Genomic DNA, 26,799 nt, shown 5'->3' on the forward strand with positions numbered 1-26,799 from the left:
CGGGCGGGGTGGGTCGATGTCACCGATCCAGCCATCATGTGAGCCCCGCCACAACGAGGTGAGCGCGATCCGGGCCGAGAATCCGCAAAACTACTCACGTACGTGACAAGTTTCCCGACCTCGCCACCGGGACCGCGCCGACCACGGCCGCGGTCACCAGGCAGAGCAGCGCGCACCCCGCGGCGAGCACGACCGAGCCCGCGCCCAGGATCGTCAGCACCGCCCCGACCACCGCCGGCACCAGCGCGACGGGCCCGGCCCAGCGACGCCCCACGACGGCCCCGCGCGCGAGCGAGATCAGCTCGGCGACGCGCCGGACGTCGAGATCCGCCAGCCGTACGCCGGAGCTCCCGCCCACGGCCAGGTCGGCCACCGCCTGGGCCTCGGCGTCCTCCGGGCGAGAGCTCACGAAGGCGACCACCCGCCCTTGCTCCTGCAGCTCGGCGACGAGCCGCTCCCGCTTCTCGGGGGCGATCTCGGAGTGCCACCGCTCGATGCCACAGGTCTCGGCCAGGTGCTCGGTCTCGCGGTCGGTGTCGTCGGAGACCAGCAGCGGCGTCACTCCGGCCGCCGTCAACCGTGACACCGACGCGCCCGCGTCCTCGCGCGGCTGGTCCCCGACCACGAGATAGCCCAGCGGCCGCCCGTCGAGCTCGACGCCGAGGACGGTGCCGCGGTCGGTGCGCTCGGCCATGCCGACCCAGGACGGCCGCCCGACGCGTACGGGATGCCGGTCCACCGACCCCCGCACCCCCGATCCGGGAACGACACCGAAGTCGGTCACCTTGCCCCGCGGTGAGAGCCGAGCGACCGCGCGGGCGAGCGGGCCCTCGGCCTCGTGCTCCAGCGCCCCCGCGAACCAGCGCAGGTTGCGCAGATGGTCGGGGTCGAGCGGGTCGACGGTGGTCACCACGAGCCGCCCGGTGGTCACCGTCCCCCACCGGTCGAGCACCACCGTGTCGACTCGAGCCGCGAGCGCCCACGACGACCGGGGCACCGACTCGATACCGCTCCGGCGCCCGGCCCAGGCCGCGAAGACGTGCGGGAACACCGACCCCAGGACGTACGCGACGACAGCACCGGCCACGAGAACGATCACTTCCACCATGAGCGGCTCCGGGTCAGCCGGTCTGCTGCTGATAGCGGTCGAAGTCGCTCTGGTCGCCGGCGACCCACAGTGGCACGCTCGCCTTGAGCAGCAGCAGGAGCTGGGTGACGAACTCGGGGTCGCGCAGGGATTCCCCGAAGAGCTCGTTGATCCGCTTCCAGCGGTAGCGGATCGTCTGCGGGTGTACGCCGAGGACCGCCGCGATCGCCGGGGCGCTCTCCCGGGTCTCGAGCCAGACCAGCAGGGTCTCGGTGAGGATCTCGCGGGAGTTGGCAGACTCGGCCAGCAGCGGCTCGAGCAGCTCCTGGGCGAGCTGGCGGCGCATCACCGGCTCGGCGTGGAGCCAGATCTCGGTGCGGTAGGCGAGGCAGTTGATGACCGGCTTGGCCGGGATCACCCGGGCGTTGACCAGCGCCAGGGCGCGGTTGGCCCAGCGCCAGGCGGCGGGTACGTCCTCAGGTGGCACCGGCCAGCAGATCGAGACCCGCGCCTTGGGTGCTGCCGCCCGGACCTCCTTGGTCACCGCCTCGGTGTCGCGAGGCGGGCACATCACCACCTGGGTCGGCTCGCGGCGACGGGTGAGGGCGGTGGCGGACAGGGCGTCGGACGGGATCCGGCCGCCGTCCCGCAGCTCGACCGCCATCACGGTCACCTTCTCGGGCAGTGCCCAGTCGCCCAGCGCTGCCTGCACCTCGATCTCGTCGGCGGAGGCCCCCGACAGCATCCGGTCGATCAGCCGGGCCCGGGCGACGTCGTTGTCCTGGTCGCGAGCCTCGGTGCCGGCCTCGAAGCCCTTGCTGACCTGCGAGGTCAGGTGGCTGACGTACGTCGTCATCATCTCGTTGAGCGCGTTCAGCGCCGCGGCGGAGAGCTCGTTCTCGACCGCCCGGCGGCGCAGCTCGTCCCAGAGCTCGGTGGTGGCCATGTCGATGCCCTGGTCGACGATGGCCCGGTCCTGGCCCAGTGCGGCGACCTTGAAACCGACCTTGCGGAAGTGGTCGTCGATCGCGATGTAGGGCGCCGAACGCCCGAGGCCGAGGTCGATGAAGTGCGACATCGCGCCGTGCACGGCGGTGAAGATGAGCTCCTCGAAGCCCTCGGTCTCAGCCGGCAGCCCCTCGCGCAGGTGGCGGGTGATCTTGCGCGCGATCGGCCGCACCTCGCTCTCGAGGCTCTTCAGCATCCACACGGCGGAACCGGGGAGACCGGGGGACTGCTGGGTCTGCGTCATCTCGTGCTCCGTCGCACGTCAAACTCCTTCGTCCAACATGCCTGTGAAGGTATCGACCACCATGGCACGTCTTTGCCAAGCCTGCCCCCGAATTCCGGTACGACTGTTCCACCAAGCGGGCCGAACGGCGTGCGTGCGCTGGATCCAGTCGGTCGATTTGTCATGCGCGTGACAAATCACGGCACTCATTTGATGCCTGAGCGAATTTACCCTCCCGTGTGATCAGGGCCACACGTACTGTCCCGATCGTCGACGCACCCCACAACGGCAGAACAGGGAGGTCCCGCGATGGGCGGAACCGTGGAGGTCACCGGGCTCACCAAGAGCTTCGGGTCCCAGAACATCTGGAGCGACGTGACCCTCACGTTGCCGCAGGGCGAGATCACCGCGCTGCTGGGGCCCTCGGGCACCGGGAAGTCGGTGTTCCTGAAGTCGCTGATGGGGCTGCTGCGGCCGGAGGCCGGCGCCTGCCTGGTCGACGGGGTCGACATGGTGAAGGCGCGCGAGTCGCAGCGGCAGGAGCTGCGCAAGCGGTTCGGGGTGCTCTTCCAGGACGGTGCGCTCTTCGGCTCGATGAGCGTCTTCGACAACGTCGCCTTCCCGCTGCGCGCGCACACCAGGAAGCGCGAGTCGGAGATCAAGCAGATCACCAACGACAAGCTCGACCTGGTCGGGCTGATGGGGCAGGAGCACAAGCTGCCCGGCGAGATCTCCGGCGGGATGCGCAAGCGCGCCGGCCTGGCCCGCTCGCTGGTCACCGAGCCCTCGATCATCCTGTGCGACGAGCCCGACTCCGGGCTCGACCCGGTGCGTACGGCCAACCTGGCCCAGCTGCTGGTCGACGTCAACGCGGCCACCGACGCCACCATGCTGGTGGTCACCCACAACATCGAGCTGGCACGTACGCTGCCGGACAACCTCGGCATGCTCTACCGCCGCCGCCTGGTGATGTACGGCCCGCGCGAGGAGTTCCTGCTCACCGACCACCCGGTCGTCTCCCAGTTCATGAGCGGCGACCCGATCGGGCCGATCGGGATGAGCGAGGAGACCGACCACGGCGTCAACGACGACTACGTCGAGGGCGAGGCCTACTACCCGTCCGGCGGCGTGGCGACCGTACGCGCCGGGGCCCGCGCCATCGAGGTGCTGCCGCGCCAGCTCGCCCCCGCCAACGGCTCTCCGCGGGCCGCGGTCGAGCGGCACGGCGCTCGGGTCGCGAGCGGTGCGGCGACGCTCTACACCGCTGATGACGACGACGTTGACCGAGCACCGAGGACGAAGGTCAAGGACCCGGTCAGCCGGGGGCTGGACCAGGTCGGGGCGCTCTTCGCGCTGGGCCTGGACACCTTCCGGGCGGCCTTCCGCAGGCCGTTCGCGGCCCGCGAGCTGCTCGACCAGTTCTGGTTCGTCACCTCGATCTCCTGGATCCCGGCGATGCTGGTCGCGATCCCGTTCGGAGCGGTGATCGCGCTGCAGCTCGGCACGCTGACGGTGCAGATCGGGGCGCAGTCGTTCACCGGCGCCGCCTCGGTCCTCGCCGTCGTGCAGCAGGCGGCACCGATCGTGACCTCGCTGGTGATCGCGGGGGCCGGTGGCGCGGCGATCTGCGCCGACCTGGGGTCCCGGACCATCCGCGACGAGATCGACGCGATGCGGGTGATCGCGGTCGATCCGATCCAGGCGCTCGTGGTGCCACGTGTGCTCGCCTGCGTGCTCGCGGCGGTGCTGCTCAACGGCCTGGTCAGCGTCGTCGGCGTCCTCGGCGGCTACTTCTTCAACGTCATCATCCAGGGCGGGACGCCCGGGGCGTACCTCTCCTCCTTCACCGCCCTCGCCCAGCTCTCCGACCTGTGGGTGGGCGAGCTCAAGGCGGTGCTCTTCGGGCTCATCGCCGGCCTCGTCGCCGCCTACCAGGGGCTCAACACCAAGCCCGGGCCGAAGGGGGTGGGGGAGGCGGTCAACCAGTCGGTCGTCGTCACCTTCCTGCTTCTCTTCTTCGTCAACTTCGTGATCACGACGCTCTATCTCGAGCTCGTCCCCGGGAAGGGGGCCTGAGAATGGCGACCATCGATGTGGCCAAGAAGCGGCCCCGCTGGGACCGTGCGCTGGACGGGCTGGTCCAGACCGGCCGTGACATCCGGTTCTACGGGAAGGTGCTGGTCGGGATCCCGTCCGCGATCCGGCACTACCCGCGCGAGATCCTCCGGATCCTCTCCGAGGTCTCCTTCGGCACCGGCGCGCTCGCCGTCATCGGCGGCACCATCGGCGTGATGACGGGGATGAGCATCTTCGTCGGCACGGTCGTCGGCATGCAGGGGTACGCAGCGCTCGACCAGATCGGCACCTCGACGCTCAACGGGTTCATCTCCGCCTACTTCAACACCCGCGAGATCGCGCCGCTGGTGGCTGCCCTGGCGATGTCGGCGACCGTCGGCGCCGGGTTCACCGCGCAGCTCGGCGCGATGCGGATCAACGAGGAGATCGACGCGGTCAAGGTGATGGGGCTGGGCACGATCCCCTACCTGGTCTCGACCCGCGTGGTCGCCGGTTTCGTGGCGATCATCCCGCTCTACGTCGTCGGGCTGCTGACCTCCTACGCCGGCTCGCGGATGGTGACGGTCTACTTCCACGGGCAGTCGGCCGGGACGTACGACCACTACTTCCAGCTCTTCCTGCCGCCCATCGACATCCTGCTGAGCTTCGGGAAGGTGCTGATCTTCTCGATCCTGATCATCCTGATCCACTGCCGGTTGGGCTTCTACGCCAGCGGCGGGCCGTCGGGGGTCGGGATCGCGGTCGGGCGTTCGGTGCGGCGGACCATCGTGGTCGTCGCGCTGCTCGACCTCGCCCTCTCGATGGCGATGTGGGGCGCCACCACGACGGTGAGGATCGCGGGATGACCCGGCCCACAATGAGCCTCTCGAGACTTCGCGACGCCTTCCTCGGCCTGTGCTACCTGGCCGTCGTCGCGGCGGTGGCGCTCGGCGCCTGGCTCGCCTACGACCAGACCTTCGTGGACCGATCCGAGGTCACGCTGACCACCGGCACCTTGGGCAACGCGCTCCAGGTGGGATCCGACGTCAAGCTGCGTGGGGTGCCGGTCGGCACCGTCCGCACCGTCTCGGCCCGCGAGGGCGGCGCCGAGCTGACCCTGGCGCTGGAGCCGGACGTACTCTCCGATCTCTCGGCCGACACCACCGCGCGGCTGCTGCCCAAGACCCTCTTCGGGGAGCGGTACGTGGCGCTGCAACCGGCCTCGGGGCCGGAGCTGTCGGCCGGCGACACCATCGAGCAGGACCGCTCCGACGAGGCGGTCGAGCTGGAGCAGGTGCTCGACGAGCTGCTCCCGGTGCTCAAGGCGATCCAGCCCCACAAGCTCAACGCGACGCTGAGCGAGCTGGCCACGATGCTGCGCGACAACGGCGACGACATCGGCCAGGTCTTCTCGGCGTGGGCGGACTACCTCAGGAAGCTCAACCCGCTGGTCCCGCAGCTGGCCGACGACCTCGCCTCGCTCGGCCGGGTCGCGGGCCACTACGAGGAGGCCGCGCCGGATCTGCTGGACGCGCTGGACACCATGACCGTGACCGCAGAGACCCTCGTCGACCAGCAGAGACAGCTCGCCGACACGTTCCGGTCGGTGACCACGACGGCGGCCGACACCGACCGCTGGCTCGAGCGCAACCGGGAGACGATCGTGGTGCTCTCCGACACCTCGCGCGACGCGCTCCGCGCGGTCAGCCCGTACGCCTCCTCCTTCCCGTGCCTCTTCAGCGCCCTGCGCGACTACGCGCCGGCGATGGCCAAGAACCTCGGCAAGGGCACCGACGAGCCCGGCTTCCACGCGCTGGTCAGCGTCTCCGACATCCGGCAGCCCTACCCCGCCGGCTACGTCCCGAAGCTGCGTACCGGCGGCCCCCGATGCCCGTACGTCACCGGTCAGACCGGCAGCCAGCCGGCCGTCACCGGGACGGCCGACACCGCCGAGCGGATCGAGGCACCACCGACGGACCGGGTGCGCGCCTTCGGTGCGGCCACGGGCCTCGGAGAGCAGAACTCCAAGAGCGAGAACCAGCTGATCGCCGAGGTGATGGCACCAGCGGAAGGCCTGGCACCTGATGAGTATCCGACCTGGTCGAGCCTGCTGCTCGGCCCGACCCTGCGAGGCACGGAGGTGATCGTGCGATGAGACTGAACAGCGGCGGCTCGGTCGCGGTGACGCTCACCAAGTCGGTGGTCTTCGCGCTGGTGACCGTGCTTGCGATGGCGGCGCTGGCGACGACGATCTCCAACGGATCGACCTCGTCGGGGCGTACGTTCACGGCGCTCTTCACCGACGTGACCAGCCTCAACAAGGGCGACGACGTGCGGATGGCGGGGGTGAAGATCGGCACCGTCCAGTCCATCGGACTGCATCACAACGACACCGCCGAGGTCGTCTTCACCGCGGCCGACTCGGCGCCGATGGTCGAGGGCACCCGCGCCGAGCTGCGGTTCCGCAACCTGATCGGGCAGCGGTACATCGCACTCGAGCCAGGCTCTCCTGGCGGCGAGCCGTTGCGCACGGGCTACACGTTCTCGCTCGACGAGACCCAGCCGGCGCTGGACCTGACGATGCTGTTCAACGGCTTCCAGCCGCTGTTCAAGTTCCTCGACCCGGAGGACGTCAACAACCTCAGCGCCCAGATCATCGCGGTCTTCCAGGGCGAGGGCGCGACGGTGGAGTCGCTGCTCTCCTCGACGGCCTCGCTGACCTCGACCCTCGCGGACCGCGACCAGGTGATCGGCGACCTCATCACCAACCTCAACTCGGTCCTGGAAGTGGTCAGCCAGCGCACCGGGATGCTCGACACCACCCTGGTGACGCTGCAGCGGCTGGTCTCCGGGCTCGCTGCCGACCGGAAGACGCTCGGCTCGACCATCGAGGGGATGGGGGAGCTCTCCCAGAGTGTCACCGGGCTGCTGGAGGAGGGCCGCGAGCCGCTGCGCGACTCGATCGACTCCCTCGGCGACGTCTCGGAGAACCTCGCCGAGAACGACGAGGCGCTGACCAAGTTCCTGACCACCATGCCGCAGAAGACCGACCAGATCGGCCGGATGGCCACCTACGGGGGCTGGCTCAACTTCTACATCTGCTCCATCGACGGGCGGATCCCGAAACCCGAGGGCTACTACGGCGACCTCGGCGTGGACTCGCCGGCAGGAAGGTGCCAATGATGGCCCGCTATCCGAAGTCGTTCGCCGAACGCAACAAGATCGTCATCGCCGTGGTCGGGATCCTGGCCATGACCGGCGTCTTCTTCGCCACCTTCTACGCCGAGGACCTCCCCGTCATCGGCGGTGGCGACACCTACGAGGCCTACTTCGCCGAGGCTGCCGGGATACGTCCCGGTGACGAGGCGCGGGTCGCCGGGGTGAAGGTCGGCGAGGTCTCCGAGCTCGAGCTCGACGGCGACAAGGTGCTGATCAGGTTCCGGGCCAAGGACGTCTCGCTCGGCTCGCAGACCACCGCGTCGATCAAGGTGAAGACGCTGCTCGGGCGCAAGTTCCTCGCCCTGGATCCGGGCGGCTCGGGCCGTCTCCGCGAGCCGATCCCGGTGTCCCGGACCACGACCCCGTACGACGTGAGCGCCGCCTTCTCCGACCTCTCCACCACCGTCGGGGAGATCGACATGGCCCAGGTCGAGCAGTCGATGGACGCCCTCTCGGAGGTCTTCGAGGACACCCCCGAGGACGTACGCGGCATGGTCTCGGGCCTCACCCGGCTCTCCCGCACGATCTCCTCGCGGGACCAGGAGCTGGCCGAGCTGATGAGGACGACGACCGAGGTCACCGGCACCCTCGCCGAGCGCAACGAGGAGATCGGGCTCCTGATCGAGGACGGCGACAAGCTGCTCGAGGAGCTCGCCGCCCGCCGCCAGGCGATCCACCAGATGCTCACCTACACCGACGACCTCGCCAAGCAGGTCACCGGTCTGGTCGAGGACAACCAGAAGCGGCTCCAGCCGGCGTTGGAGAAGCTCGACCAGGTCTCCGAGATCCTGCAGCGCAACCAGGACCACCTCGACAAGGCACTCTCCCAGATCGGCGCCTACTACCGGGTGGTCGGCGCCTCGATGAGCAACGGGCCGTGGATCGACGTCTACGGCTGCGGCCTCTTCGACGAGAACAACGCGCCGGTGCTCGACAACGACGTCCAGCGCGACTGCAAGCCGGGAGGGACGAGATGAGACGGCTCATCGCCGGGTTCCTCGTGATCGCCGTCGTCGGCGCGATCGGGTGGGGTGCTGCGTACGGGATCCGGGAGGGACGGAAGGGCACCACGTTCTCCGCCCTCTTCGAGGCCTCCGTCGGCCTCTATCCCGGCTCGGACGTGCAGATTCTCGGAGTGCCGGTCGGCGAGGTGACCTCGGTGACCCCGGCCGGCGAGCACGTGAAGGTCTCGATGATGCTCGACGCCGGACAGACCGCCGCGGCCGACACCGAGGCGGTGATCGTCGCCCCGACGCTGGTCTCGGACCGCTTCGTCCAGCTCACCGAGCCGTACGTCGACGGGCCCGAGCTCCGCGACGGCACCGTCATCGAGGAGACCGCGGTGCCGGTCGAGATCGACGACCTCTACGCCTCGCTGACCGAGACCGGCGATCAGCTCGGTCCCAACGGCGCCAACAAGAACGGCGCGCTCTCGCGGTTCCTGGAGGTGATGGCGGCCAACCTCGACGGCCAGGGTGCCGACATCAACCAGGTGATCCGGGAAGGCGCCGATGCATCGGCGACCCTGGCCGACATCGACCAGGACTTCTTCGCCACCGTCGAGAACCTCGACACCTTCAACAAGACCCTCCTCGAGCACGACGACGGGGTCGAGGACGCCAACCGCCGGTTCGCGCAGGTCACCGAGTACCTCGCCGAGGACCGCGACGACCTGGCCTCCGCGGTCGGCAACCTCGGCGAGGCGCTCGCGCTGCTGGAGTCGTTCATCAAGGACAACCGCGGCGAGATGCGCACCAGCGTCGAGAACCTACAGGGGCCGACCCAGGTCCTCGTCGACCAGAACGAGTCGCTCGAGGAGGCGGTCGCCACGATCCCGCTGGTGCTGCAGAAGTTCGTCAACGCCTACGACCCGGACTCCAACACCCTGGTCGGCCGCACCAACCTGAACGAGCTGAGCGTCTGGTCCGGCGACGGCCTCACCGGCCAGACCTCGGATGACGCGCCACCGGTCCTGCTTCCCGGTGTCGGAGAGGAGCAGTGATGTCGCGCTTGTCGAGATCCCTGTCGAGTCCGCTGGTGGCTGTGCTGGCCACGGCCGCCCTGACCCTCTCCGGCTGCGGCCTCGGTGCCGTCAGCGGAGGCGTCTACGAGGCCCCGCTGCCCGGCGGCGCCGACGTGGGGGAGGATCCGATCACGTTGAGTGCCGAGTTCAGCGACGTACTCGATCTGGTTCCTCAGTCCAGCGTCAAGATCGACAACGTCGCGGTGGGCCGGGTCTCCAAGATCAGGCTGACCGAGGACGGCCGCAGCGCGCGGGTGTCGCTGGTGGTCAACGACGACGTCGAGCTCCCCGCCGGCACCACGGCACGACTGCAGCAGACCTCCCTGCTCGGGGAGAAGTACGTCGCGCTGATCCGACCCGCCACGCCGGTCGCGGGCTCGCCCCTGGGTGATGGTGCGGTCCTCGGGAGGGGTGACACCGCGGCGGCTGCGCAGGTCGAGGAGGTGCTCGGGGCTCTGTCGATGGTGCTCAACAGCGGCGGCATCGCGCAGTTCCAGGAGATCTCCCGCGAGCTGCAGAAGGTCTCCGACGGTCGGCCGGAGGAGATCAAGGCCTTCCTGACGGAGATGGACCGGTTCGTCTCGGTCCTCGACTCGCGCTCGGCCTCGATCACCTCTGCGATCGAGTCGCTCAACGAGCTCGCGGTCACGCTGGAGAAGGACAAGACCAAGATCGCAGAAGCGCTGGAGGGGCTCTCGCCGGGCATGCAGGTGCTCGTCGACCAGCGTCCGCAGCTGGTTGCGATGCTCGAGGCCCTGGACAAGCTCTCCAAGGTCACGATCAGCACCCTGGACGAGGCCCAGGACGACATCGTCGCCGACCTGAAGCTGCTCGACCCGATCCTCGACCAGCTCGCCAAGGCCGGCTCCGACCTGCCCTACGCGCTCGAGATCCTCTTCACCTACCCGTTCCCCGACGAGGTGCTCAACGCGCTCCGCGGCGACTACATGAACCTGTTCATGATCACGAACTTCCGTACTCCTGCCGGCTGCCAGTCCAAGGGGTGTGAGTGGCTGCAGCCGGCGGTCGAAGGCGGGCCCGGCGGCTCGGTCGGCTCCCAGTCCGGGCCGTCGGACGCACCGCCCGGACTGCTGCCGTCGACCACGTCACCGGTGCCGGGCTCGTCCTCGCCGTCGATCCCGGGGGAGTCGATCCTGCCCTCCGATCCCGGCTCGTCCTCGTCCTCCTCGGACCCGTCGGAGTCCGGGTCGCCCTCGTCGTCTCCGTCCGATCCCTCAGAGTCGCCTGCGGGGTCACCGACCGAGTCGGGCTCGGCGACCTCCGAGACCTCGCCGGAAGGCACGGCGGGCGACGCCGGCTCCGTGGAAGGGAGCGAATGATGCAACGGCTCACCGGAGGCGTACGCGTCAAGCTCGGGCTCTTCGTCGCCCTCGCGCTCGTGGGCACCAGCTATGTCGGGGCCCGCTATGTCGGCCTGGACCTGCTCGACGAGCCCTACCGCGTCGACGTCTCGCTGCCCGAGGGCGGCGGCCTCTTCGTCAACTCGGAGGTGACCTACCGCGGCGTGCCCGTGGGCGAGGTGACCTCCCTGGAAGCAGGCTCCGACGGCGTACGCGCGGCGCTGGAGATCGAGGGCGACGCCCCCGCCATCCCCGAGGACGTGACCGTGAAGGTCGCCAACCGGTCGGCCATCGGCGAGCAGTATCTGGATCTCCGCGGTGGCGCTGTCGGCTCCGCCCGACTCTCCGACGGCGACCGGCTGAGTGCGGGCGAGGAGGCATTGCCGTACGACGCCTCCCAGGTCATCGAGACCGGTCGCGACTTCGTCGCCTCGGTGCCCGAGGAGGCGCTGGTGACGACGATCGACGAGTCCTACCTGCTCTCCCAGGGGGCCGGGTCCGACCTGCGGAAGCTGGTCGACACCTCGCTCTCGTTCCAGCAGGAGGCCGACCGCAACTTCCTCGTCTCGGCGAGCCTGATCCGCAACTCCGACCAGGTGCTCGCGACCCAGGAGGAGTCGGCGACCAGCATCAAGGCGTGGAGCAACGACCTCGCGCTCTTCTCCTCGACCCTTGCTGATTCCGACAAGGACCTGCGCGACCTGATCGGGGCCGCGCCCGGCTCCGCCACCGAGATCTCGCTGCTGGTCAAGGAGGTCGGTCAGCCGCTCGGGATCCTGATGAGCAACCTGGTCACGCCCGCGACGCTCTTCGGGACGAACGCGGCCGCGCTCGAGTCGACCTTCGTGACGGTCCCGGAGGCGGTCAGCATCGGCTGGGCGATCAACACCTCCAACGGGCCACGGCTGAGCCTGATGCCGTCCTTCTTCAACCCGCCTGCCTGCGTCTCCGGCTATGAGGGCACCGACCTGCGTGCCGGTACCGATGTGAGCAAGGGAAAGCCGTTCAACACCGCGGCGGGCTGTTCTGCCGTACCCGAACCGAAAACCACGAAGACCGAGACAGTCGAGCCGGGGACGGTTAGCGTCCCCACCACGCTCGCCGGACTGATGGGGGAGCGATGAGCACGACAAGCACGACAACGGAGAGAAGTACGGAGGCTTCGGTGGTCGAACAGAAGGCGTCGGTAGTCGAGCTTGTCGAGACCCCGCCGTCCAAGCGCGACCGGGTGCTCACCTGGGCCCTCCCGCTGGTGGCGCTGTGTGTGCTGATCGCGGGCGCGCTGACCTGGTGGCGTGCGACCGGCCACGACCAGGAGATGGTCGACGAGGCCGCCCTGCGCGACCGGGTGATGATCGTCGCGACCAGCCACATCGAGACCCTCAACTCGCTCGACTACCGGAAGGTGGACGAAGGGCTGAAGGGGTGGGCCGCGGTCACCACCGGAACCCTGCACGACCAGCTGACCAGCGTCTCGGATGAGGACCGCAAGGTCCTCGCCGAGCAGGAGAAGATCTCGACCGGCTCGGTGATGGAAGCCGCCGTGACCGAGCTCGATGACGACAGCGCGACCGTGATCGCGGCGGTCGAGATCACGGTCCGCGACGGCTCTGCTTCTGGTGAGGACGCCGAGCCGACGGTCAAGCGCAACAGGTTCGCGGCCGACCTGGTCAAGGTCGGCGACGACTGGCTCCTGGAGAGCCTCGAGCAGGTAGCGGTGAACATGTCATGAGTCTTCTCGTACGCCGTTGGGCACCGTTCCTCGCCGCGCTCGCCCTGATCCTGGGCCTGGGAGCTTTCTGGCAGGCCGACCGGGAACGGAAGACCGACCACGTCGGCAACCGCGCCGTCGTCGACGCCGAGGCGACCACCGAGGTGCAGTCGGCCGTCTCCACCGGCCTGCTCCAGGTCTTCTCCTACGACTTCTCCGACCCTTCGCCGACCGCTGCTGCGGCCGATGAGTTCCTCGCCGGTGACGCCCGCAAGGAGTACGACCTCCTCTTCAAGCAGCTCCAGGAGAAGGCCCCCGGTCAGAAGCTCGTGCTCAGCGCCGAGGTCCAGGTCGCCGCGGTCAAGTCCCTCGACGCCGACTCCGCCGAGCTCCTGGTCTTCCTCGACCAGGCCTCCCAGCGCTCCACCGACAAGGAGTCGTCCATCTCCGCCGCCCAGATCGCCGTCGAGGCCGCCAAGGTCGACGGCCAGTGGAAGGTCACCGCCCTGGACCTCTTCTGATGCCGAGTCGGCTCGTTATGACGAGCCGACTCGACGCGGATCTTGGTCAGGATGAGCCGACTCGGCGGGGAGCGGGTCAGTCGCCGCCGCCTCCACCGCCGCAGCTCGAGCCGCAGGAGGAGCTGCTGCACGAGCTGGTGTGGTTGTCGCCGGAGTCGTAGGTGGAGCCACCCGAGCTCGAGCTGCCGCCGCCGCGCCTGCGGGGACCTCGGCGGCGGTTGCGACCCTTGAGCGCGGGCTCGATCAGTAGATAGATGACCAGGCCGAGGACCCCGAGGATGATCAGGATTTCCACGTGAAGCTCCGTTTCCAGGTGCGGTGGGTGAGGTGCCAGATCTGCGAGCCGAGACCGATGGTGAGCACCCGGCGCCCGCCGATCCGGGTGAGCGCCAACCGACGCCGGCCCTCGTAGACCTCGTGCAGGCGGAGCCAGTCGGCGCCGATGGTGGTCAGGAAGTCGCGTACGTCATCGTGGGCGCAGCCCTGCTGCGGATGCTGCGCGGCCCAGGCATGGAAGCGGTCGCGCCAGTCCGGGAGCAGGTCGAGCTCGGGGGCCGCGTGCTCGGCGGCCGAGGAGCGCTTGTGGTGGAGCACCCGCGTCGTCGCGGTCGTCCCGGCGGCGTCGAACCCCGGCGGCGTACGTCCCGCCAGCAGGTCGTCGAGGACCTCGCGCTGCCGCGCGGCGAGCTGCTCGCGTACCGCGCCTCGGGAGTCCACGGGAGGAGTGTGCCCGATCGTTTGGTCCGCCGCCGCAATATATAAAAGTCAAAGTTGAGTGGAACAGACTCAACTTTGGTTGTGTTGAGATAGATGCGGGTGACAGGCACTCGCGGCAGACTCAGGTGCGTCCCCAGGAGGAGAGCAGACACAGATGAGCCAGTTTTCGGCAGACAAGTTCACCACCAAGGCTCGCGAGGCGATCGAGGCCGCGCAGCTTGCCGCCACGACGGCGGGCAACACCACGACCGAACCGATCCACCTGCTGGCCGCGCTGCTGCAGCAGGACGAGGGCACCGCGACGTCGATGGTCACCAAGTCCGGTGTGGACGCCGAGGAGCTGTCGCGAGCGGCGGCCGCCGATCTCGCCGGGCTCCCGCGCGCCAGCGGTTCCTCGGTGCAGCAGCCCGCTGCCTCGGGTGGGCTGACCCGTGTCCTGGCCGGCGCGATCACCCTGGCCACGTCCCTGAAGGACGACTACGCCGCCACCGAGCACCTGCTGATCTCGCTGGCCACGGTCGAGTCGTCGGCGCAGAAGGTGCTCAAGAAGGCCGGGCTCACCGAGAAGGGGCTGCGCGAGACGCTGAAGGCGGTCCGCGGCAACCGCCGGGTGACAAGCCAGGACGCCGAGGACTCCTACGAGGCGCTCGAGAAGTACTCCCAGGACCTCACCGAGGCCGCCGAGCGCGGCAAGCTCGACCCGGTCATCGGCCGTGACTCCGAGATCCGCCGGGTCATCCAGGTGCTGTCGCGGCGTACGAAGAACAACCCGGTCCTCATCGGCGAGCCCGGCGTCGGCAAGACGGCCGTCGTCGAGGGGCTCGCCCAGCGGATCATCGCCGGGGACGTACCCGACTCGCTGAAGGGTCGCCGTCTCCTCTCGCTCGACCTGGCGGCGATGGTCGCCGGTGCGCAGTACCGCGGCCAGTTCGAGGAGCGGCTCAAGGCCGTCCTGGAGGAGATCAAGGCCGCCGAGGGGCAGGTCATCACCTTCATCGACGAGCTCCACACCGTCGTCGGCGCGGGCGCCGGCGGCGACTCCGCGATGGACGCCGGCAACATGCTCAAGCCGATGCTCGCGCGCGGTGAGCTGCACATGATCGGTGCGACCACGCTCGACGAATACCGCGAGCGCATCGAGAAGGACCCGGCCCTGGAGCGCCGCTTCCAGCAGGTCTTCGTCGGCGAGCCGTCGGTCGAGGACACCGTGCAGATCCTGCGCGGCATCCAGGAGAAGTACGAGGCGCACCACGGTGTCCGCATCACCGACGCCGCGCTGGTGGCCGCCGCGACCCTGTCCGACCGCTACATCACCGGCCGGCAGCTGCCCGACAAGGCGATCGACCTCATCGACGAGGCCGCCTCCCGGCTGCGGATGGAGATCGAGTCGTCTCCCGAGGAGATCGACCAGCTCCGCCGCGCCGTCGACCGGCTGAAGATGGAGGAGTTCGCGCTCTCCAAGGAGTCCGACGACGCCTCGCTCGAGCGTCATGCGGCGCTGCGCAAGGAGCTCGCCGACAAGGAGGAGGAGCTGCGCGGGCTGGAGGCGCGCTGGGAGCAGGAGAAGGCCTCTCTCGAGGGTGAGGGTGCCCTGCGCAAGCAGCTCGACGCGCTGCGCAGCGAGGCCGAGCGGCTCCAGCGAGAGGGTTCGCTGGGGGAGGCCTCGGAGATCCTCTACGGCCGCATCCCGGAGCTGGAGCGGCAGATCGCCGAAGCCGCCGAGGCAGAGGACGAGGACAACGTCACCGACCGGCTGGTCGGCGAGGAGGTCGCCGCCCAGCAGATCGCCGAGGTCGTCGAGGCGTGGACCGGCATCCCGACCGGCAAGATGCTCCAGGGCGAGCAGGCCAAGCTGCTCGAGATGGAGACCGAGATCGGTCGCCGGCTGATCGGGCAGAAGTCCGCGGTCACCGCGGTGGCCGACGCGGTCCGCCGCTCGCGTGCCGGGATCGCCGACCCCAACCGCCCCACCGGCTCGTTCCTCTTCCTGGGCCCGACCGGCACCGGTAAGACCGAGCTCGCCAAGTCGCTCGCCGACTTCCTCTTCGATGACGAGCGCGCGATCGTACGCATCGACATGTCCGAGTACTCCGAGAAGCACTCGGTCGCCCGGCTGGTCGGAGCGCCTCCGGGCTACGTCGGCTACGACGAGGGTGGACAGCTGACCGAGGCGGTGCGCCGCCGCCCCTACTCGGTGGTGCTGCTCGACGAGGTCGAGAAGGCTCACCCCGAGGTCTTCGACATCCTGCTGCAGGTGCTCGACGACGGGCGGCTGACCGACGGTCAGGGCCGCACGGTCGACTTCCGCAACACGCTCCTCATCCTCACCTCCAACCTCGGCTCGGCCTTCCTGGTCGACCCGGTCATGGACGAGCACGAGAAGCGCGAGTCGGTCATGGCGGTGGTCCGGGCGTCGTTCAAGCCCGAGTTCCTCAACCGCCTCGACGAGGTCGTCATGTTCGACGCCCTCTCGCTCGCCGACCTCACCAAGATCGTCGACATCCAGCTCGGTCTGCTCGAGAAGCGTCTGGCCGCCCGCCGCATCTCGATCTCCGTCACCCCCGAGGCTCGGGAGTGGCTGGCCGAGACCGGCTACGACCCGGCGTACGGCGCCCGACCGCTCCGCCGCCTCATCCAGTCCGCCATCGGCGACCCGCTGGCGCGGATGCTCATCGGCGGGGAGGTGTCCGACGGCGGCCAGGTCACCGTCGACCGAGACGGCGACGGTCTCACCCTGAAGCCCTGACCCGTCACCGGCCGAAACCGTAGTTCTGGCGGCCGAAACCGTTGTTGTGGGCGGCGAAACTCTAGTTTCGTCGCCCACAACTACATTCTCGGCGATCGGGCGGCCAGTAGCCTCCTTGCATGCGGAGAGGTCGGGTCATCCTCTTGAACGGGGCGTCGAGCTCGGGCAAGAGCAGCATCGGGCAGGAGCTGCTGCCGCTGTTCGAGGACCCGTGGTTCCTGGTGCCGGTCGACGGGATCAGCGGGATGCGGTCGACGGTGCACACGCGGGAGCTCGATGACGCCGAGATCGCCGAGATGCTGCGGCGGACCAGGCTGGGTTACCACCGCGCGGTCGCGGCCCTGGCCTCGGTCGGCAACGACGTGATCATGGACTACCCGCTGAGCGAGACGTGGCGGCTCGAGGATCTTCTCGCGGTGCTCGACGGCTACGACGTCACCCTCGTCGAGGTCTGGTGCTCGCCGGAGGAGCTCGAACGCCGGGAGGCCGCCCGCGGCGACCGTCCTGCCGGCCTGGCCCGGTCGCAGACCTTGGTCTACTCACACGCGTACGACCTCCGCGTCGACTCCACCAGCGCGACCCCGGCAGCGTGCGCGAAGGAGATCGCCGAGGCCCTTCCCGCTCTCACCGCACCCAAGGTCTTCGACCGCCTCCGCGCCGAATAGGCCCGACGTAGCCGCCCTCTCGGCGGGTGGGGTTGTCAGGGATGAGAAAATGACTCCCGACATGTCTGAAACGAAGCTTCCCCGCCCCGGTCAGGCCACCCTCGCCGGGTGGCTCATCGTGCTCGGCTCACTGCTCACCGTGGTGACGGCCTGGGACCAGATCTCCGGGCTGCGCAGCCTGGACACCCGGGAGCGGGTGGAGGAGGTGCTGGCCGAGCCGCCGCTGGCCGGCTCGGGGATCGGCCTCGACAACATCCTCGACCTCATGCACGTGATGGCGCTGGTCACCGGCGCCATGGCGGCAGCGGCGGTCATCCTCGGCTGGCACGTGCTGCAGCGGAACAAGCAGGCCAGGCTCGCGCTCACGGTGATCGCGGCGCCGCTCTTCTTCGCCGGGATGTTCGGCGGAGGGTTCTGGTCCACGCTGTCCGCGGTGGCTGTCGTACTCCTGTGGATGTCGCCCACCCGCGACTGGTTCGACGGCGTCTCGCCGACGAAGCGGGAGGCGCTCGACAGCGGCGACCCCGACCAGGAGTCGTACATCGCGCCGGCTCCGCCGGAGACCCCGACAGCTTCGGCTGCTTCGACCACCCCGACCGGCTCGACCCCCGGACCGGCTCGGCTCTCACAGCAGCAGCCGCCGCCGTGGACCGGTGCGATCGCCCAGCCCACCAAGGCAGCGCCCAAGCGCCGCCCGGGCGCCGTGACGGCGGCGGCGGTGCTCACCTGGATCGGCTCCGGGCTGACCGCGCTGATGATGCTCGCCTCGGCGGTGACGGCGACCGCCAACCCCGACCTGATCCTCGAGCAGGTCCGCAAGCAGGCGGAGAGCGACCCCAACATGCGGGAGGTGGCGAGCCTCTACACCACCGACATCATCGTGGCCTCCGTCTGGATCATGGCCGTGCTGATCGCGCTCGTCTGCGTCGCCGCCGCCGTGTTCGCGGCCTTCGCGATCCGCCGCCACTCCTGGGCCCGGGTCGCGCTGATGATCTCCGCAGGCGTCTCGGCGCTCTCGCTGCTCCTCTTCGCTCTCGCCTTCCCGCCGGCGGTGGTCCTCTTCGGCGCCGCGGTCGCGACCTTCTCGTTCCTGCTGCGACCCGAGGTCGCGGCCTGGTTCCGTGGCCGAAGCGAAGGCCCGCGGCAGTAAAGCAGCGCGTCTGACCCTGCGGGCCGGATAGGCTCCGCGACATGTCAGATCAGTTCGGCTCCTTCGACAACCCCTACGGCGGCAAGCCGCCGTTCGAGGGGCAGGAGCCGCCGCCCCCGACGCCGTACGCCACACCCCAGCCGTACGCCGCCCCGCAGCCGACACAGCCGCAGCAGCCCCAGGGATGGGGCCAGGCGCCCCCGGCCTACGGCCAGTACGCGATGGGTCAGCAGCCCCCGGCCTACCTTCGCCCTCACTATCCGCAGCCCGATCCCGACACCCGCCCGGGGACGGTGGTCGGGGCGTCGGTCATGACGATCGTGGGGTCGGTGATCGCGCTGCTGATCTCGGTGTTCATGGTGCCCGCGGGGATCGCCGACTACAACGATCCGACGTCCTCGGACAAGGGCGTGACGCTGGCGATGATCATCTGGTTCGCCGTCTGCGGCGTACTCAGCCTGATCGCCATCCCGCTCGGGATCATGGTGCTGTTCCGCTCCAAGGTGGCCCGGATCCTGCTCACCGTGGTCGGCTCGGTCGCCGCGCTGCTCTCGCTCTTCGTGGTGCTCTATCCCGCGCTGATCATCGCCGCGCTGCTGATGCTGTACGTCGGCAGGGCAGGCAACTGGTTCGCCCGGAGGAAGCCCGCCGACCCCTGGCAGCCGCCGGCGGGGCCGGGTATGACACCGCCGACCCACCAGCAGTTCTAGACCTAGGAGACGAGCGAGTCGTCCTTGGCCCCGTTGTCGGATCCCCGGACGATCTTGTAGATGCGCACGCCGATCCAGGCCACGACGGCGACGGCGACGACCACGATGACGACGTTCTGGAAGCGGCCGACGATCGGCTCGACCTTCTCCCAGTTGTCGCCCAGCTGGTAGCCGGCGACGACGAAGATGGTGTTCCAGATCGCCGAGCCGACGGTGGTGAGGAGCAGGAACTTCCAGATCGGCATCCGGGTGACCCCGGCGGGCACCGAGATCAGCGACCGGAAGATCGGGATGAACCGGCCGAAGAAGACCGTCCAGGCGCCGTACTTCTCGAAGAACGCCTCGGTCTTCTCCAGGTCGGAGGTCTTGACCAGCGGCAGCTTCTCGCCGATCCAGTAGACCCGCTCACGGCCGATGGCGGCACCGATCAGGTAGAGCACGAGCGCGCCGACGACCGAGCCGAGCGTGGTCCAGATCAGCGCCTCGGCGATCGTGAAGCGGCCCTGCGCGGCGGTGAACCCGGCCAGCGGCAGGATGATCTCCGAGGGCAGCGGCGGGAAGAGGTTCTCCAGCGCGATGCCGAGCCCCGCACCCACCGGGCCGAGCTTGTCCATCAGGTCGACCGCCCAGCCGGCGACGCCGGTGAGCTCCTCGGGCTGGGTGGCGGTGAGGATCATGATGCTCTCTTCGAAGTGTGTGGGTGGGCCGGGGCGGCCGAAGCCTAGCGACCCGAGTTGTGGATCCCCTAGGAGGCCGCGTTGACCGCGTCCAGGTCGGCCCGGGTCAGGACCGACCGGATCTCCAGCTCGACGTCACGCAGGGACTCGCCGGGCTCGGGCGACCGGTCGATCGCACACACCACAGTGTCCACGACCGCACCAAGCGGACGGAGCGCGTTGACGGCGTCGCGTACGGCACCACCGGAGGTGATCACGTCCTCGATCAGGGTCACACGCTTGCCCTCGAAGGACGGACCCTCGGCGAGCTTGGCGGTGCCGTACTCCTTGGCCTTCTTCCGGATGAAGATCGCCGGGATGCCGGTCTTGGCCGACACCATGGTCACGATCGGGATGCCGCCGAGCTCGAGGCCGCCGAGCAGCTCGGTCCCCTCCGGCAGCAGCTCGACCATCCGTGCTGCGACGCGGTCCAGCAGAGCCGGGTTCGCCTCGAAGAGGTACTTGTCGAAGTACGTGTCGCTGACCTGCCCCGAGCGGAGCGTGAACTCCCCGTGCAGGCGGCAGGTGGCGTCGATGTCGGCAGCAAGGGTCTGGTCCGTGGTCACGGCACCTAGCCTAAGTCGTATGACTGCGCGACGACTCCACGGCATCCCGCCGACGATCTTCTCCGAGATGTCCGCCCTGGCCGCCGCCACGGGTGCGGTCAACCTCGGCCAGGGCTTCCCTGACGTGGACGGCCCCGACGAGATCATCAAGGAAGCCGTCGCTGCATTGGAGGGCGGGCGGAACCAGTACGCCCCGGGCCCCGGCATCCCGGCGCTGCGCGAGGCGGTCGCGGCCCACCAGGAACGCCACTACGGCCTGACCTTCGACCCGGCGCGCGAGGTCGCGGTCACCACCGGCGCCACCGAGGGCATCGCGGCGGCGATCCTGGCCCTGGTCGACCCGGGCGACGAGGTGATCCTCGTCGAGCCCTACTACGACAGCTACCCGGCCATGGTGCAGTTCGCAGGCGGTGTACGCCGCCCGGTGACGTTGAGCCTGGACGCGTCCGCGGCGGGCGGCAGACTGCCGCGCGAGGCGCTGGAGGCCGCTGTCTCCTCGAAGACGAAGGTGCTGCTGCTCAACTCCCCGCACAACCCGACCGGCACGGTGCTCACCCGTGAGGAGCTGGAGACTGTCGCCGCGTTCGCCGTCGAGCACGACCTGATGGTGGTCTCCGACGAGGTCTACGAGCACCTGACCTTCGACGGCGTCGAGCACATCCCGATCGCCACGCTCCCCGGGATGCGCGAGCGCACCCTGACCCTGTCGAGCATCGGCAAGTCCTACTCCTTCACCGGCTGGAAGGTGGGCTGGGCGGCCGGCCCCGAGCACCTGGTCCAGGCGCTGCTGGGCGCCAAGCAGTGGCTGACGTTCACGTCCGGTGCCCCACTGCAGCCGGCTGCTGCGTACGCGCTCGAGCACCTCGACCACTGGCCCAAGGAGCTCGCCCTGGATCTGCAGGGGCGGCGCGACCTGCTCTGCGACGGGCTGAAGCAGATCGGCCTGGACGTGACGATCCCGGAGGGCACCTACTTCGCCGTCTCCGACATCACCGACCTCGGCTGGAACGACGGGCTGGAGTTCTGCCGCGCGCTGCCCGAGCGGGCCGGTGTGGTGGCCATCCCGCTGCAGGGGTTCTACGACACGGACGCCGGCAAGCAGCTGGTCCGGTGGACCTTCACCAAGCAGCGCGAGGTGATCGAGGAAGCCCTGGAGCGGCTCGCCCGAGCGCGCCTGGCGCGTTAGCGGTCGGCCCGGGTCTCGGCGTCGTCGTCGGCCGGCGTGCGCGGCGGCACGGCCATCCCCAGGATGTCGCGGTCTGCGTGACCGTCGTGGTCGAGGTCCGTGGCCAGCCGCGAGGCCGTACGCCGCCGGCGCCACCACTCCACCATCGCGGGCAGGAACGCGAGCGCGAAGAGCAGCAGGATCAGGTAGTCGATGTTGTCGGCCAGCCAGGGCCAGCGGGATCCGACGAAGAAGCCGAACAACGTCACCGCGAGCACCCACAGCACGCCGCCGACGAGGCTCCAGAGGTAGAACCGTCGCCGGTCCATGTGGGTGACTCCGGCGACGACGGTGACATAGGTGCGTACGAAGGCGATGAACCGGCCGATCACCAGCGCCTTGTTGCCGTGCTTGTCGAAGAACTCACGGGTCTGGTCGAAATGCCTCTTTTTGATGAACCGGCCGTCGCGTTCATAGAGCCGCGGACCGATCTTTCGGCCGATCTCATAGCCGGTCACGTTGCCGGCGAATGCCGCGGCGACGAAGAAGAGCATCGCGATGACGATCTCGACGCCGGGTGGCCCGGGAAAGATGTCGATCTTGCCGGTCGCGATGAAGATTCCGAGCGCGATCAGCAGGCTGTCGCCGGGGAGGAACGGGAAGAAGAGGCCGCACTCGATGAAGATGATGATCAGGCTGATCCAGAAGAGCGGCTCGCCGAAAGTGGCCAGCAGAAAGTCCGGACTCATCCATTCCAAACCGGCCAACATCGGCGCAAAATTCCCCGCACCTGTCACGGCCCCTACGGTACCCATAGGTAACAACTCTTGTTGTCGAATATTCTGACTCGTCGATGAACGAGACACGACCGTCCGAGGCTGATTCCAGAGCGCCCTACGACCCGATGCCCCACGGGCAGCCGGAGGTCGGACTGGGCCCGTGGCCAGGTGAATGGCCCGAGGGAGAGCACTGGGATCCGGAGCTGCTGACCAACGGCGACCGCCGCAACGTGGTCGACCGTTACCGCTACTGGACGCTCGAAGCGATCGTCGCCGACCTCGACCGGCGCCGCCACGGCTTCCACGTCGCCATCGAGAACTGGCAGCACGACTTCAACATCGGCACCATCGTCCGCACCGCCAACGCCTTCCTGGCCGCCGAGGTGCACATCGTCGGCAACCGCCGCTGGAACCGCCGCGGCGCGATGGTCACCGACCGCTACCAGCACGTCCATCACCACCCGGACGTGCCCGCGCTCGCGGCGTACCTCCATGAACGAGACGTACGCCTCCTCGGCATCGACAACCTGCCCGGCTCTCTCCACCTGGAGACCATGGAGCTGCCGAAGTCGGTCTGCTTCCTGTTCGGGCAGGAGGGCCCCGGGCTCTCCGAGCAGGCCCGCGAGAGCGTCGACGGCACCTTCTCGATCGCCCAGTTCGGCTCGACGCGGTCGATCAACGCCTCCGCTGCGGCGGCGATCGCGATGCACTCCTGGGTCGTCCAGCACGCCGACCTCTCGTCAGAGCAGGCCTGGCGCGGCTGACGGTGGGTTGTAACCCGGTTACGACCCGGTGTCACCCGCGAGAAGTGGATCCGCTAAAGTTAACTCCCGGGTCGCCCGGATGTGCCCCACTTTCGTGGGTGCGTGGCCTCGGGGCCGGGCGGCAGCGGGGGCTCTCTCAGGGCCTCGCGATCCGGTAGCGGATCTGCACCTGCTCGCCGGTCTGCAGGACATCGATGACGCTCATCCGCTTGCTGGTGATGCGGCGGGGGAGCAGTGGCGCTCCGGCGCCGAGGGTGACCGGGCAGATCCCGGCGACGACCTCGTCGAGCAGACCGGCGTCGTCGAACTGGCCGACCAGGTCCCCACCGCCCACGAGCCAGATCCCGCCGTCGACGGTGGCCGCGATCTCGTCGTAGACGGGCTTCACGTCGCCCTGCACGACGCGCACCTGCGTGCCCTGGACCTCCGGCAGGTCGGTCGCGTGCGTGAAGACCCACACCGGCCGCTCGTCGTAGTACTCGCGCCACTTCTCGGGCCCGGTCAGCATCTCCGGATCGTGGTCGATCATCCAGCGGTACGTCGTACCGCCCATCACGAGCGCTGCCGACTCCGCCATCAGCCGCTCCCAGGAACTCTCGTCGTCGCCGTGCGGTGTCTCGAAGAGCCAGTCCAGCGAGCTGTTCTCGTCGGCGATGTAGCCGTCCAACGACGTTGCGGTGAAGTAGGTGACCTTGGGCATGCCCCTGACGCTAGGCGCGTCAGGGGCATGCCCGCCCGACCGTTCTTGCTCTGTCTCCTGCTGGTCGGTCAGGCCCTGGAGGAGTCCCCCGTCTCCAGGCAGGTACGCAGCGCGGTGAGGCCGCGCGAGGAGTGGCTCTTGACCGTGCCCTCGCTGATCCGCAGCTCGCGCGCGGTCTCGGCGACCGACAGCTGCAGCCAGTGGCGCAGGACGACCACCTTGCGCTGCATCTCCGGCAGCGCCTGGAGCGCCGCGAACAGCTCGGACCGCTCCTCGAACCGCGCGGCGGGCATGGGCCGCTCTGGGATGTCGCCCGAGCGTTCCCGCTTCCACCACGGCCGCCGGGTCTGGTCGATGTGGGCGCGGACCAGGATCGTCCGGACGTACGCCTCCTCCGACCCCGCCTCCACCCGCCGCCACGAGGCGTACAGCTTCAGCAGCGACGTCTGCACCAGGTCGTCCGCCCGGTGCCAGTCGCCGCACAGCGCGTACGCCACCCGCACGAGGTGCGGCCGCCTGGCCGCGACGAACGCGGTGAAGGCCTCGTCGTGCGCGCTCATCACCACAGCCCCGATCCGGGAGTCATGCGACGGTCGACCATTTCCGCGAACTCGTCGAGGGTGAGCGGTCTGCGGTCCTCTGCTCGCGGCGCCGGGAGCACGGAGAAGGAGTAGGCCTGCGTGACGCCGTCCTTCTCGCGGACCAGCACGTATCGCTCCTTGCTGCCGACCGTGATCCGCGCGGCCGCGGTTCGCGATGTCCCCGTGGCGAACGAGTGACCGATGTCCGGGTCGGCGACCTGCTCGACGATCTTGACCCGGTCCTCGCTGGAGACGACCTCGGAGCCTGATCCGAACTCGACCGCCTCTGTCGGTTCGATGCTGAAATCGACGTTGCCGGGACGGTAGTCCTTGCGGTCTGTCGCGACCTGGACGGCCAGCCATTCCTCGATGGTCTGGCCGGGAATGGCATAGACCGCGTCCAGCCCGCTCGACTCACCGCCATCTTTCGGACGGTTGCCGCTGTAGAGGATCCACTGCTCGACGCCCTCGCGCTCGACGACTGCACCGACCGAGTCCCAGGGTGCTGCGTAGCCGAGCGGGTTGGGAATCTCGCGGACGATCTCCCAGCCGTTCTGCTTCACGCGGAGCTTCCCACCTGCGTTCCAGGTGGCACTCAGGTGATGGGCTCGCACGTCGTCGACCCAGGCGCGGAGGCTCGTCGCGCTCGTGCGGGAGGCATCGGTGTAGGCGATCTCGGTCGGGTTCATGAAGTGCACGTAGACGGTTCTGTTGCCCTTGGTCGCCGCGACCGCCAGCGCGTTCCCGGAATCGAGCGGACCGACCTGGTCGGTCTCCTTCCAGCCTCGATAGAGGGTCACCTCGCCGGTGCCGTGGTCGTACGCGACGGGCGCGAGGTCGCTCAACGGGATGTCGGCCTCGGGCGGCCATTCGTCCTCGGCCGTCGACTGGGTCGCGATCGGCGGGTTCGGGGTGGCGCTGTCGCGCGAGGGAACGACGATCGCGCCGATCCCGACCACCGCGGCGACCGCGGCGGCGGTGCCGGCGACCACGGCGAGCCGCCGGCGGCGTACGAGCTTCTTCCCGTCGGCCAGCAGCGCGGCCGGGTCGGGGTGCGCGGGCGGGGGTTGGGGGATCGCCCGTTCCAGGGTTTCCTGCCAGTCCATGTTGCCTCCAAGATCAGTCTCACCTGTGGATACGGATCTCGCGGCAGATCGGTTGTCCTGCTTGATCGATCCAACTCCGAGCGTTGGCAACGGGTGGTCGGGGGCGCATTACGCTGGCCACCAGCGCACCGGTCGACAACGGATCTCAAGGAGAACCTCCAGATGCCCATCGCCACCCCCGAGAAGTACGCCGAGATGCTCGCGACCGCGAAGGAGAAGGGTTTCGCCTTCCCTGCGATCAACGTCTCCTCGTCGCAGACGCTCAACGCGGCGCTGGCCGGCTTCGCGGAGGCTGGCTCGGACGGCATCATCCAGATCTCCACGGGCGGCGCGGAGTACCTCTCCGGCCCCACGGTCAAGAACATGGTGACCGGCTCGGTGGCCTTCGCCGCGTACGCGACCGAGGTCGCCAAGTCCTACGACGTCAACATCGCGCTCCACACCGACCACTGCCCCAAGGACAAGCTCGACGGCTTCGTACGTCCCCTCCTCGAGCTCTCCGCCGAGCGCGTCCAGCGCGGCGAGGCGCCGCTGTTCCAGAGCCACATGTGGGACGGGTCCGCGGTGCCGCTGGCCGAGAACCTGCAGATCGCCGAGGAGCTGCTGGCAAAGGCCAAGGCCGCCCGCATCGTGCTCGAGATCGAGGTCGGCGTCGTCGGTGGCGAGGAGGACGGCATCGTCGGAGCGATCGACGACAAGCTCTACTCGACCCCCGAGGACGCCATCGCGACCGCCGACGCGCTGGGCGTCGAGGGCTACCTGACCGCGCTCACCTTCGGCAACGTGCACGGCGTCTACAAGCCGGGCAACGTCAAGCTCCGTCCCTCGATCCTCCGTGGCGCTCAGGACGCCGTCGTCGCCAAGCTCGGCCTCCCGACCGGTGCCAAGCCGTTCGATCTCGTCTTCCACGGCGGCTCCGGCTCGAGCGCCGAGGAGATCGCCGAGGCGGTCTCCTACGGCGTGGTCAAGATGAACATCGACACCGACACCCAGTACGCCTACACCCGCGCGGTCGCCGGCCACATGCTCGCCAACTACGACGGCGTTCTGAAGGTCGACGGCGAGGTCGGAAACAAGAAGCAGTACGATCCTCGCGCGTGGGGCAAGCTCGCTGAGGCCAACATGGCCACTCGGGTCGTCGAGGGTGCCCAGCATCTCGGTTCTGCGGGCAATTCCATCGGCTGAGCGACACGCCGGGGATGGGCCAATGGTCCCGGTTCGGAAAA

27 protein-coding genes and 1 pseudogene are annotated in these 26,799 nt (G+C 69.1%); 18 read left to right on the forward strand and 10 right to left on the reverse strand.

Annotated elements, in window-relative coordinates; genetic code table 11:
• Nucleotides 1-94: 94 nt before the first annotated feature.
• On the reverse strand, nucleotides 95-1,108 hold the full coding sequence (locus tag ABZY89_RS09130; RefSeq protein ID WP_355226490.1) for an HAD family hydrolase: 1,014 nt from the start codon (nucleotides 1,106-1,108) through the stop codon (nucleotides 95-97).
• Nucleotides 1,109-1,121: 13 nt separating this feature from the next.
• Nucleotides 1,122-2,339 (reverse strand): helix-turn-helix domain-containing protein, encoded by a 1,218-nt coding sequence (locus tag ABZY89_RS09135; protein ID WP_355226491.1) that lies wholly within the window; start codon nucleotides 2,337-2,339, stop codon nucleotides 1,122-1,124.
• Between the two features lie 288 nt (nucleotides 2,340-2,627).
• Here ABZY89_RS09135 and ABZY89_RS09140 point away from each other — a divergent pair.
• The 11 genes and pseudogenes from ABZY89_RS09140 to ABZY89_RS09190 form a co-directional block, all read left to right on the forward strand.
• Nucleotides 2,628-3,116: pseudogene (locus tag ABZY89_RS09140) on the forward strand (ATP-binding cassette domain-containing protein); the annotation flags it as partial.
• 528 nt (nucleotides 3,117-3,644) lie between these two features.
• Nucleotides 3,645-4,394 carry an ABC transporter permease gene (locus ABZY89_RS09145; protein WP_355226581.1) on the forward strand — a complete coding sequence of 250 codons (750 nt, stop codon included), beginning with the start codon at nucleotides 3,645-3,647 and terminating at the stop codon, nucleotides 4,392-4,394.
• A gap of 2 nt (nucleotides 4,395-4,396) precedes the next feature.
• A complete protein-coding gene (locus tag ABZY89_RS09150; RefSeq protein WP_355226493.1) occupies nucleotides 4,397-5,239 on the forward strand; it encodes an ABC transporter permease in 843 nt (280 codons plus the stop codon).
• Complete coding sequence (locus ABZY89_RS09155) at nucleotides 5,236-6,528, forward strand: MCE family protein (RefSeq protein ID WP_355226494.1); 1,293 nt, start codon at nucleotides 5,236-5,238, stop codon at nucleotides 6,526-6,528. Before ABZY89_RS09150 ends, ABZY89_RS09155 begins: the two co-directional genes overlap by 4 nt.
• A complete protein-coding gene (locus tag ABZY89_RS09160; RefSeq protein ID WP_355226496.1) occupies nucleotides 6,525-7,556 on the forward strand; it encodes an MlaD family protein in 1,032 nt (343 codons plus the stop codon). Before ABZY89_RS09155 ends, ABZY89_RS09160 begins: the two co-directional genes overlap by 4 nt.
• The gene (locus ABZY89_RS09165; RefSeq protein ID WP_355226497.1) at nucleotides 7,556-8,569 is read left to right on the forward strand and encodes an MCE family protein; all 1,014 of its coding nucleotides are present in this window, start codon (nucleotides 7,556-7,558) and stop codon (nucleotides 8,567-8,569) included. The genes ABZY89_RS09160 and ABZY89_RS09165 overlap by 1 nt, the downstream gene beginning before the upstream one ends.
• Nucleotides 8,566-9,594, forward strand: a complete 1,029-nt coding sequence (locus ABZY89_RS09170) for an MCE family protein (protein ID WP_355226499.1) — start codon at nucleotides 8,566-8,568, stop codon at nucleotides 9,592-9,594. Before ABZY89_RS09165 ends, ABZY89_RS09170 begins: the two co-directional genes overlap by 4 nt.
• 35 nt (nucleotides 9,595-9,629) lie before the next feature.
• Nucleotides 9,630-10,955 (forward strand): MCE family protein, encoded by a 1,326-nt coding sequence (locus ABZY89_RS09175; RefSeq protein WP_355226500.1) that lies wholly within the window; start codon nucleotides 9,630-9,632, stop codon nucleotides 10,953-10,955.
• Nucleotides 10,955-12,100, forward strand: a complete 1,146-nt coding sequence (locus tag ABZY89_RS09180; protein WP_355226502.1) for an MlaD family protein — start codon at nucleotides 10,955-10,957, stop codon at nucleotides 12,098-12,100. Before ABZY89_RS09175 ends, ABZY89_RS09180 begins: the two co-directional genes overlap by 1 nt.
• Before the next feature lie 41 nt (nucleotides 12,101-12,141).
• A complete protein-coding gene (locus ABZY89_RS09185; RefSeq protein WP_355226504.1) occupies nucleotides 12,142-12,708 on the forward strand; it encodes a hypothetical protein in 567 nt (188 codons plus the stop codon).
• On the forward strand, nucleotides 12,705-13,208 hold the full coding sequence (locus ABZY89_RS09190; RefSeq protein ID WP_355226506.1) for a hypothetical protein: 504 nt from the start codon (nucleotides 12,705-12,707) through the stop codon (nucleotides 13,206-13,208). Before ABZY89_RS09185 ends, ABZY89_RS09190 begins: the two co-directional genes overlap by 4 nt.
• A 76-nt stretch (nucleotides 13,209-13,284) precedes the next feature.
• Here the strand turns inward: ABZY89_RS09190 and ABZY89_RS09195 are convergent, their stop codons facing one another.
• The gene (locus ABZY89_RS09195; RefSeq protein WP_355226507.1) at nucleotides 13,285-13,503 is read right to left on the reverse strand and encodes a hypothetical protein; all 219 of its coding nucleotides are present in this window, start codon (nucleotides 13,501-13,503) and stop codon (nucleotides 13,285-13,287) included.
• Nucleotides 13,491-13,925, reverse strand: coding sequence for a hypothetical protein (locus ABZY89_RS09200; protein ID WP_355226509.1), 435 nt, complete (start codon nucleotides 13,923-13,925; stop codon nucleotides 13,491-13,493). Before ABZY89_RS09200 ends, ABZY89_RS09195 begins: the two co-directional genes overlap by 13 nt.
• Before the next feature lie 154 nt (nucleotides 13,926-14,079).
• Here ABZY89_RS09200 and clpB point away from each other — a divergent pair, with 154 nt between their 5' ends.
• From clpB to ABZY89_RS09220, 4 genes are all read left to right on the forward strand, one after another.
• Complete coding sequence (gene clpB / locus ABZY89_RS09205) at nucleotides 14,080-16,671, forward strand: ATP-dependent chaperone ClpB (RefSeq protein WP_355226511.1); 2,592 nt, start codon at nucleotides 14,080-14,082, stop codon at nucleotides 16,669-16,671.
• A 119-nt stretch (nucleotides 16,672-16,790) separates the two neighbouring features.
• Entirely contained in the window at nucleotides 16,791-17,336 is a 546-nt protein-coding gene (locus ABZY89_RS09210; protein ID WP_355226513.1) for an AAA family ATPase, read from the forward strand.
• A gap of 61 nt (nucleotides 17,337-17,397) precedes the next feature.
• Nucleotides 17,398-18,486, forward strand: coding sequence for a hypothetical protein (locus tag ABZY89_RS09215; protein ID WP_355226515.1), 1,089 nt, complete (start codon nucleotides 17,398-17,400; stop codon nucleotides 18,484-18,486).
• Nucleotides 18,487-18,527: 41 nt separating this feature from the next.
• Complete coding sequence (locus ABZY89_RS09220) at nucleotides 18,528-19,196, forward strand: hypothetical protein (RefSeq protein ID WP_355226517.1); 669 nt, start codon at nucleotides 18,528-18,530, stop codon at nucleotides 19,194-19,196.
• 2 nt (nucleotides 19,197-19,198) lie between these two features.
• On the opposite strand, the gene ABZY89_RS09225 is transcribed toward ABZY89_RS09220, so the two are convergent.
• Complete coding sequence (locus tag ABZY89_RS09225) at nucleotides 19,199-19,873, reverse strand: DedA family protein (protein WP_355226519.1); 675 nt, start codon at nucleotides 19,871-19,873, stop codon at nucleotides 19,199-19,201.
• A 68-nt stretch (nucleotides 19,874-19,941) separates the two neighbouring features.
• On the reverse strand, nucleotides 19,942-20,478 hold the full coding sequence (gene pyrE, locus ABZY89_RS09230) for an orotate phosphoribosyltransferase (RefSeq protein WP_350715851.1): 537 nt from the start codon (nucleotides 20,476-20,478) through the stop codon (nucleotides 19,942-19,944).
• A gap of 19 nt (nucleotides 20,479-20,497) precedes the next feature.
• On the opposite strand from pyrE, the gene ABZY89_RS09235 reads away from it, so the two are divergent.
• A complete protein-coding gene (locus tag ABZY89_RS09235) occupies nucleotides 20,498-21,664 on the forward strand; it encodes an aminotransferase class I/II-fold pyridoxal phosphate-dependent enzyme (RefSeq protein ID WP_355226521.1) in 1,167 nt (388 codons plus the stop codon).
• Here the strand turns inward: ABZY89_RS09235 and ABZY89_RS09240 are convergent.
• On the reverse strand, nucleotides 21,661-22,392 hold the full coding sequence (locus ABZY89_RS09240; protein WP_355226523.1) for a VTT domain-containing protein: 732 nt from the start codon (nucleotides 22,390-22,392) through the stop codon (nucleotides 21,661-21,663). The two genes, ABZY89_RS09235 and ABZY89_RS09240, sit on opposite strands and share 4 nt — an antisense overlap.
• A 155-nt stretch (nucleotides 22,393-22,547) precedes the next feature.
• Between ABZY89_RS09240 and ABZY89_RS09245 the strand changes: the two genes are divergently transcribed.
• The gene (locus tag ABZY89_RS09245) at nucleotides 22,548-23,186 is read left to right on the forward strand and encodes a TrmH family RNA methyltransferase (protein WP_355226583.1); all 639 of its coding nucleotides are present in this window, start codon (nucleotides 22,548-22,550) and stop codon (nucleotides 23,184-23,186) included.
• A gap of 136 nt (nucleotides 23,187-23,322) precedes the next feature.
• Here the strand turns inward: ABZY89_RS09245 and ABZY89_RS09250 are convergent, their stop codons facing one another.
• The 3 genes from ABZY89_RS09250 to ABZY89_RS09260 all read right to left on the reverse strand — a co-directional run bounded on the left by ABZY89_RS09250 (nucleotide 23,323) and on the right by ABZY89_RS09260 (nucleotide 25,573).
• Nucleotides 23,323-23,886, reverse strand: coding sequence for a dihydrofolate reductase family protein (locus ABZY89_RS09250; protein WP_355226525.1), 564 nt, complete (start codon nucleotides 23,884-23,886; stop codon nucleotides 23,323-23,325).
• 68 nt (nucleotides 23,887-23,954) lie between these two features.
• Nucleotides 23,955-24,446 carry a SigE family RNA polymerase sigma factor gene (locus tag ABZY89_RS09255; RefSeq protein ID WP_355226526.1) on the reverse strand — a complete coding sequence of 164 codons (492 nt, stop codon included), beginning with the start codon at nucleotides 24,444-24,446 and terminating at the stop codon, nucleotides 23,955-23,957.
• The gene (locus ABZY89_RS09260; protein WP_355226528.1) at nucleotides 24,446-25,573 is read right to left on the reverse strand and encodes a hypothetical protein; all 1,128 of its coding nucleotides are present in this window, start codon (nucleotides 25,571-25,573) and stop codon (nucleotides 24,446-24,448) included. Before ABZY89_RS09260 ends, ABZY89_RS09255 begins: the two co-directional genes overlap by 1 nt.
• A 93-nt stretch (nucleotides 25,574-25,666) precedes the next feature.
• On the opposite strand from ABZY89_RS09260, the gene fbaA reads away from it, so the two are divergent.
• Nucleotides 25,667-26,758 (forward strand): class II fructose-bisphosphate aldolase, encoded by a 1,092-nt coding sequence (gene fbaA / locus ABZY89_RS09265; protein WP_355226530.1) that lies wholly within the window; start codon nucleotides 25,667-25,669, stop codon nucleotides 26,756-26,758.
• Nucleotides 26,759-26,799 lie beyond the last annotated feature (41 nt).

The organism is Nocardioides sp. NPDC006303 (assembly GCF_040613175.1).
Lineage (GTDB): Bacteria > Actinomycetota > Actinomycetes > Propionibacteriales > Nocardioidaceae > Nocardioides.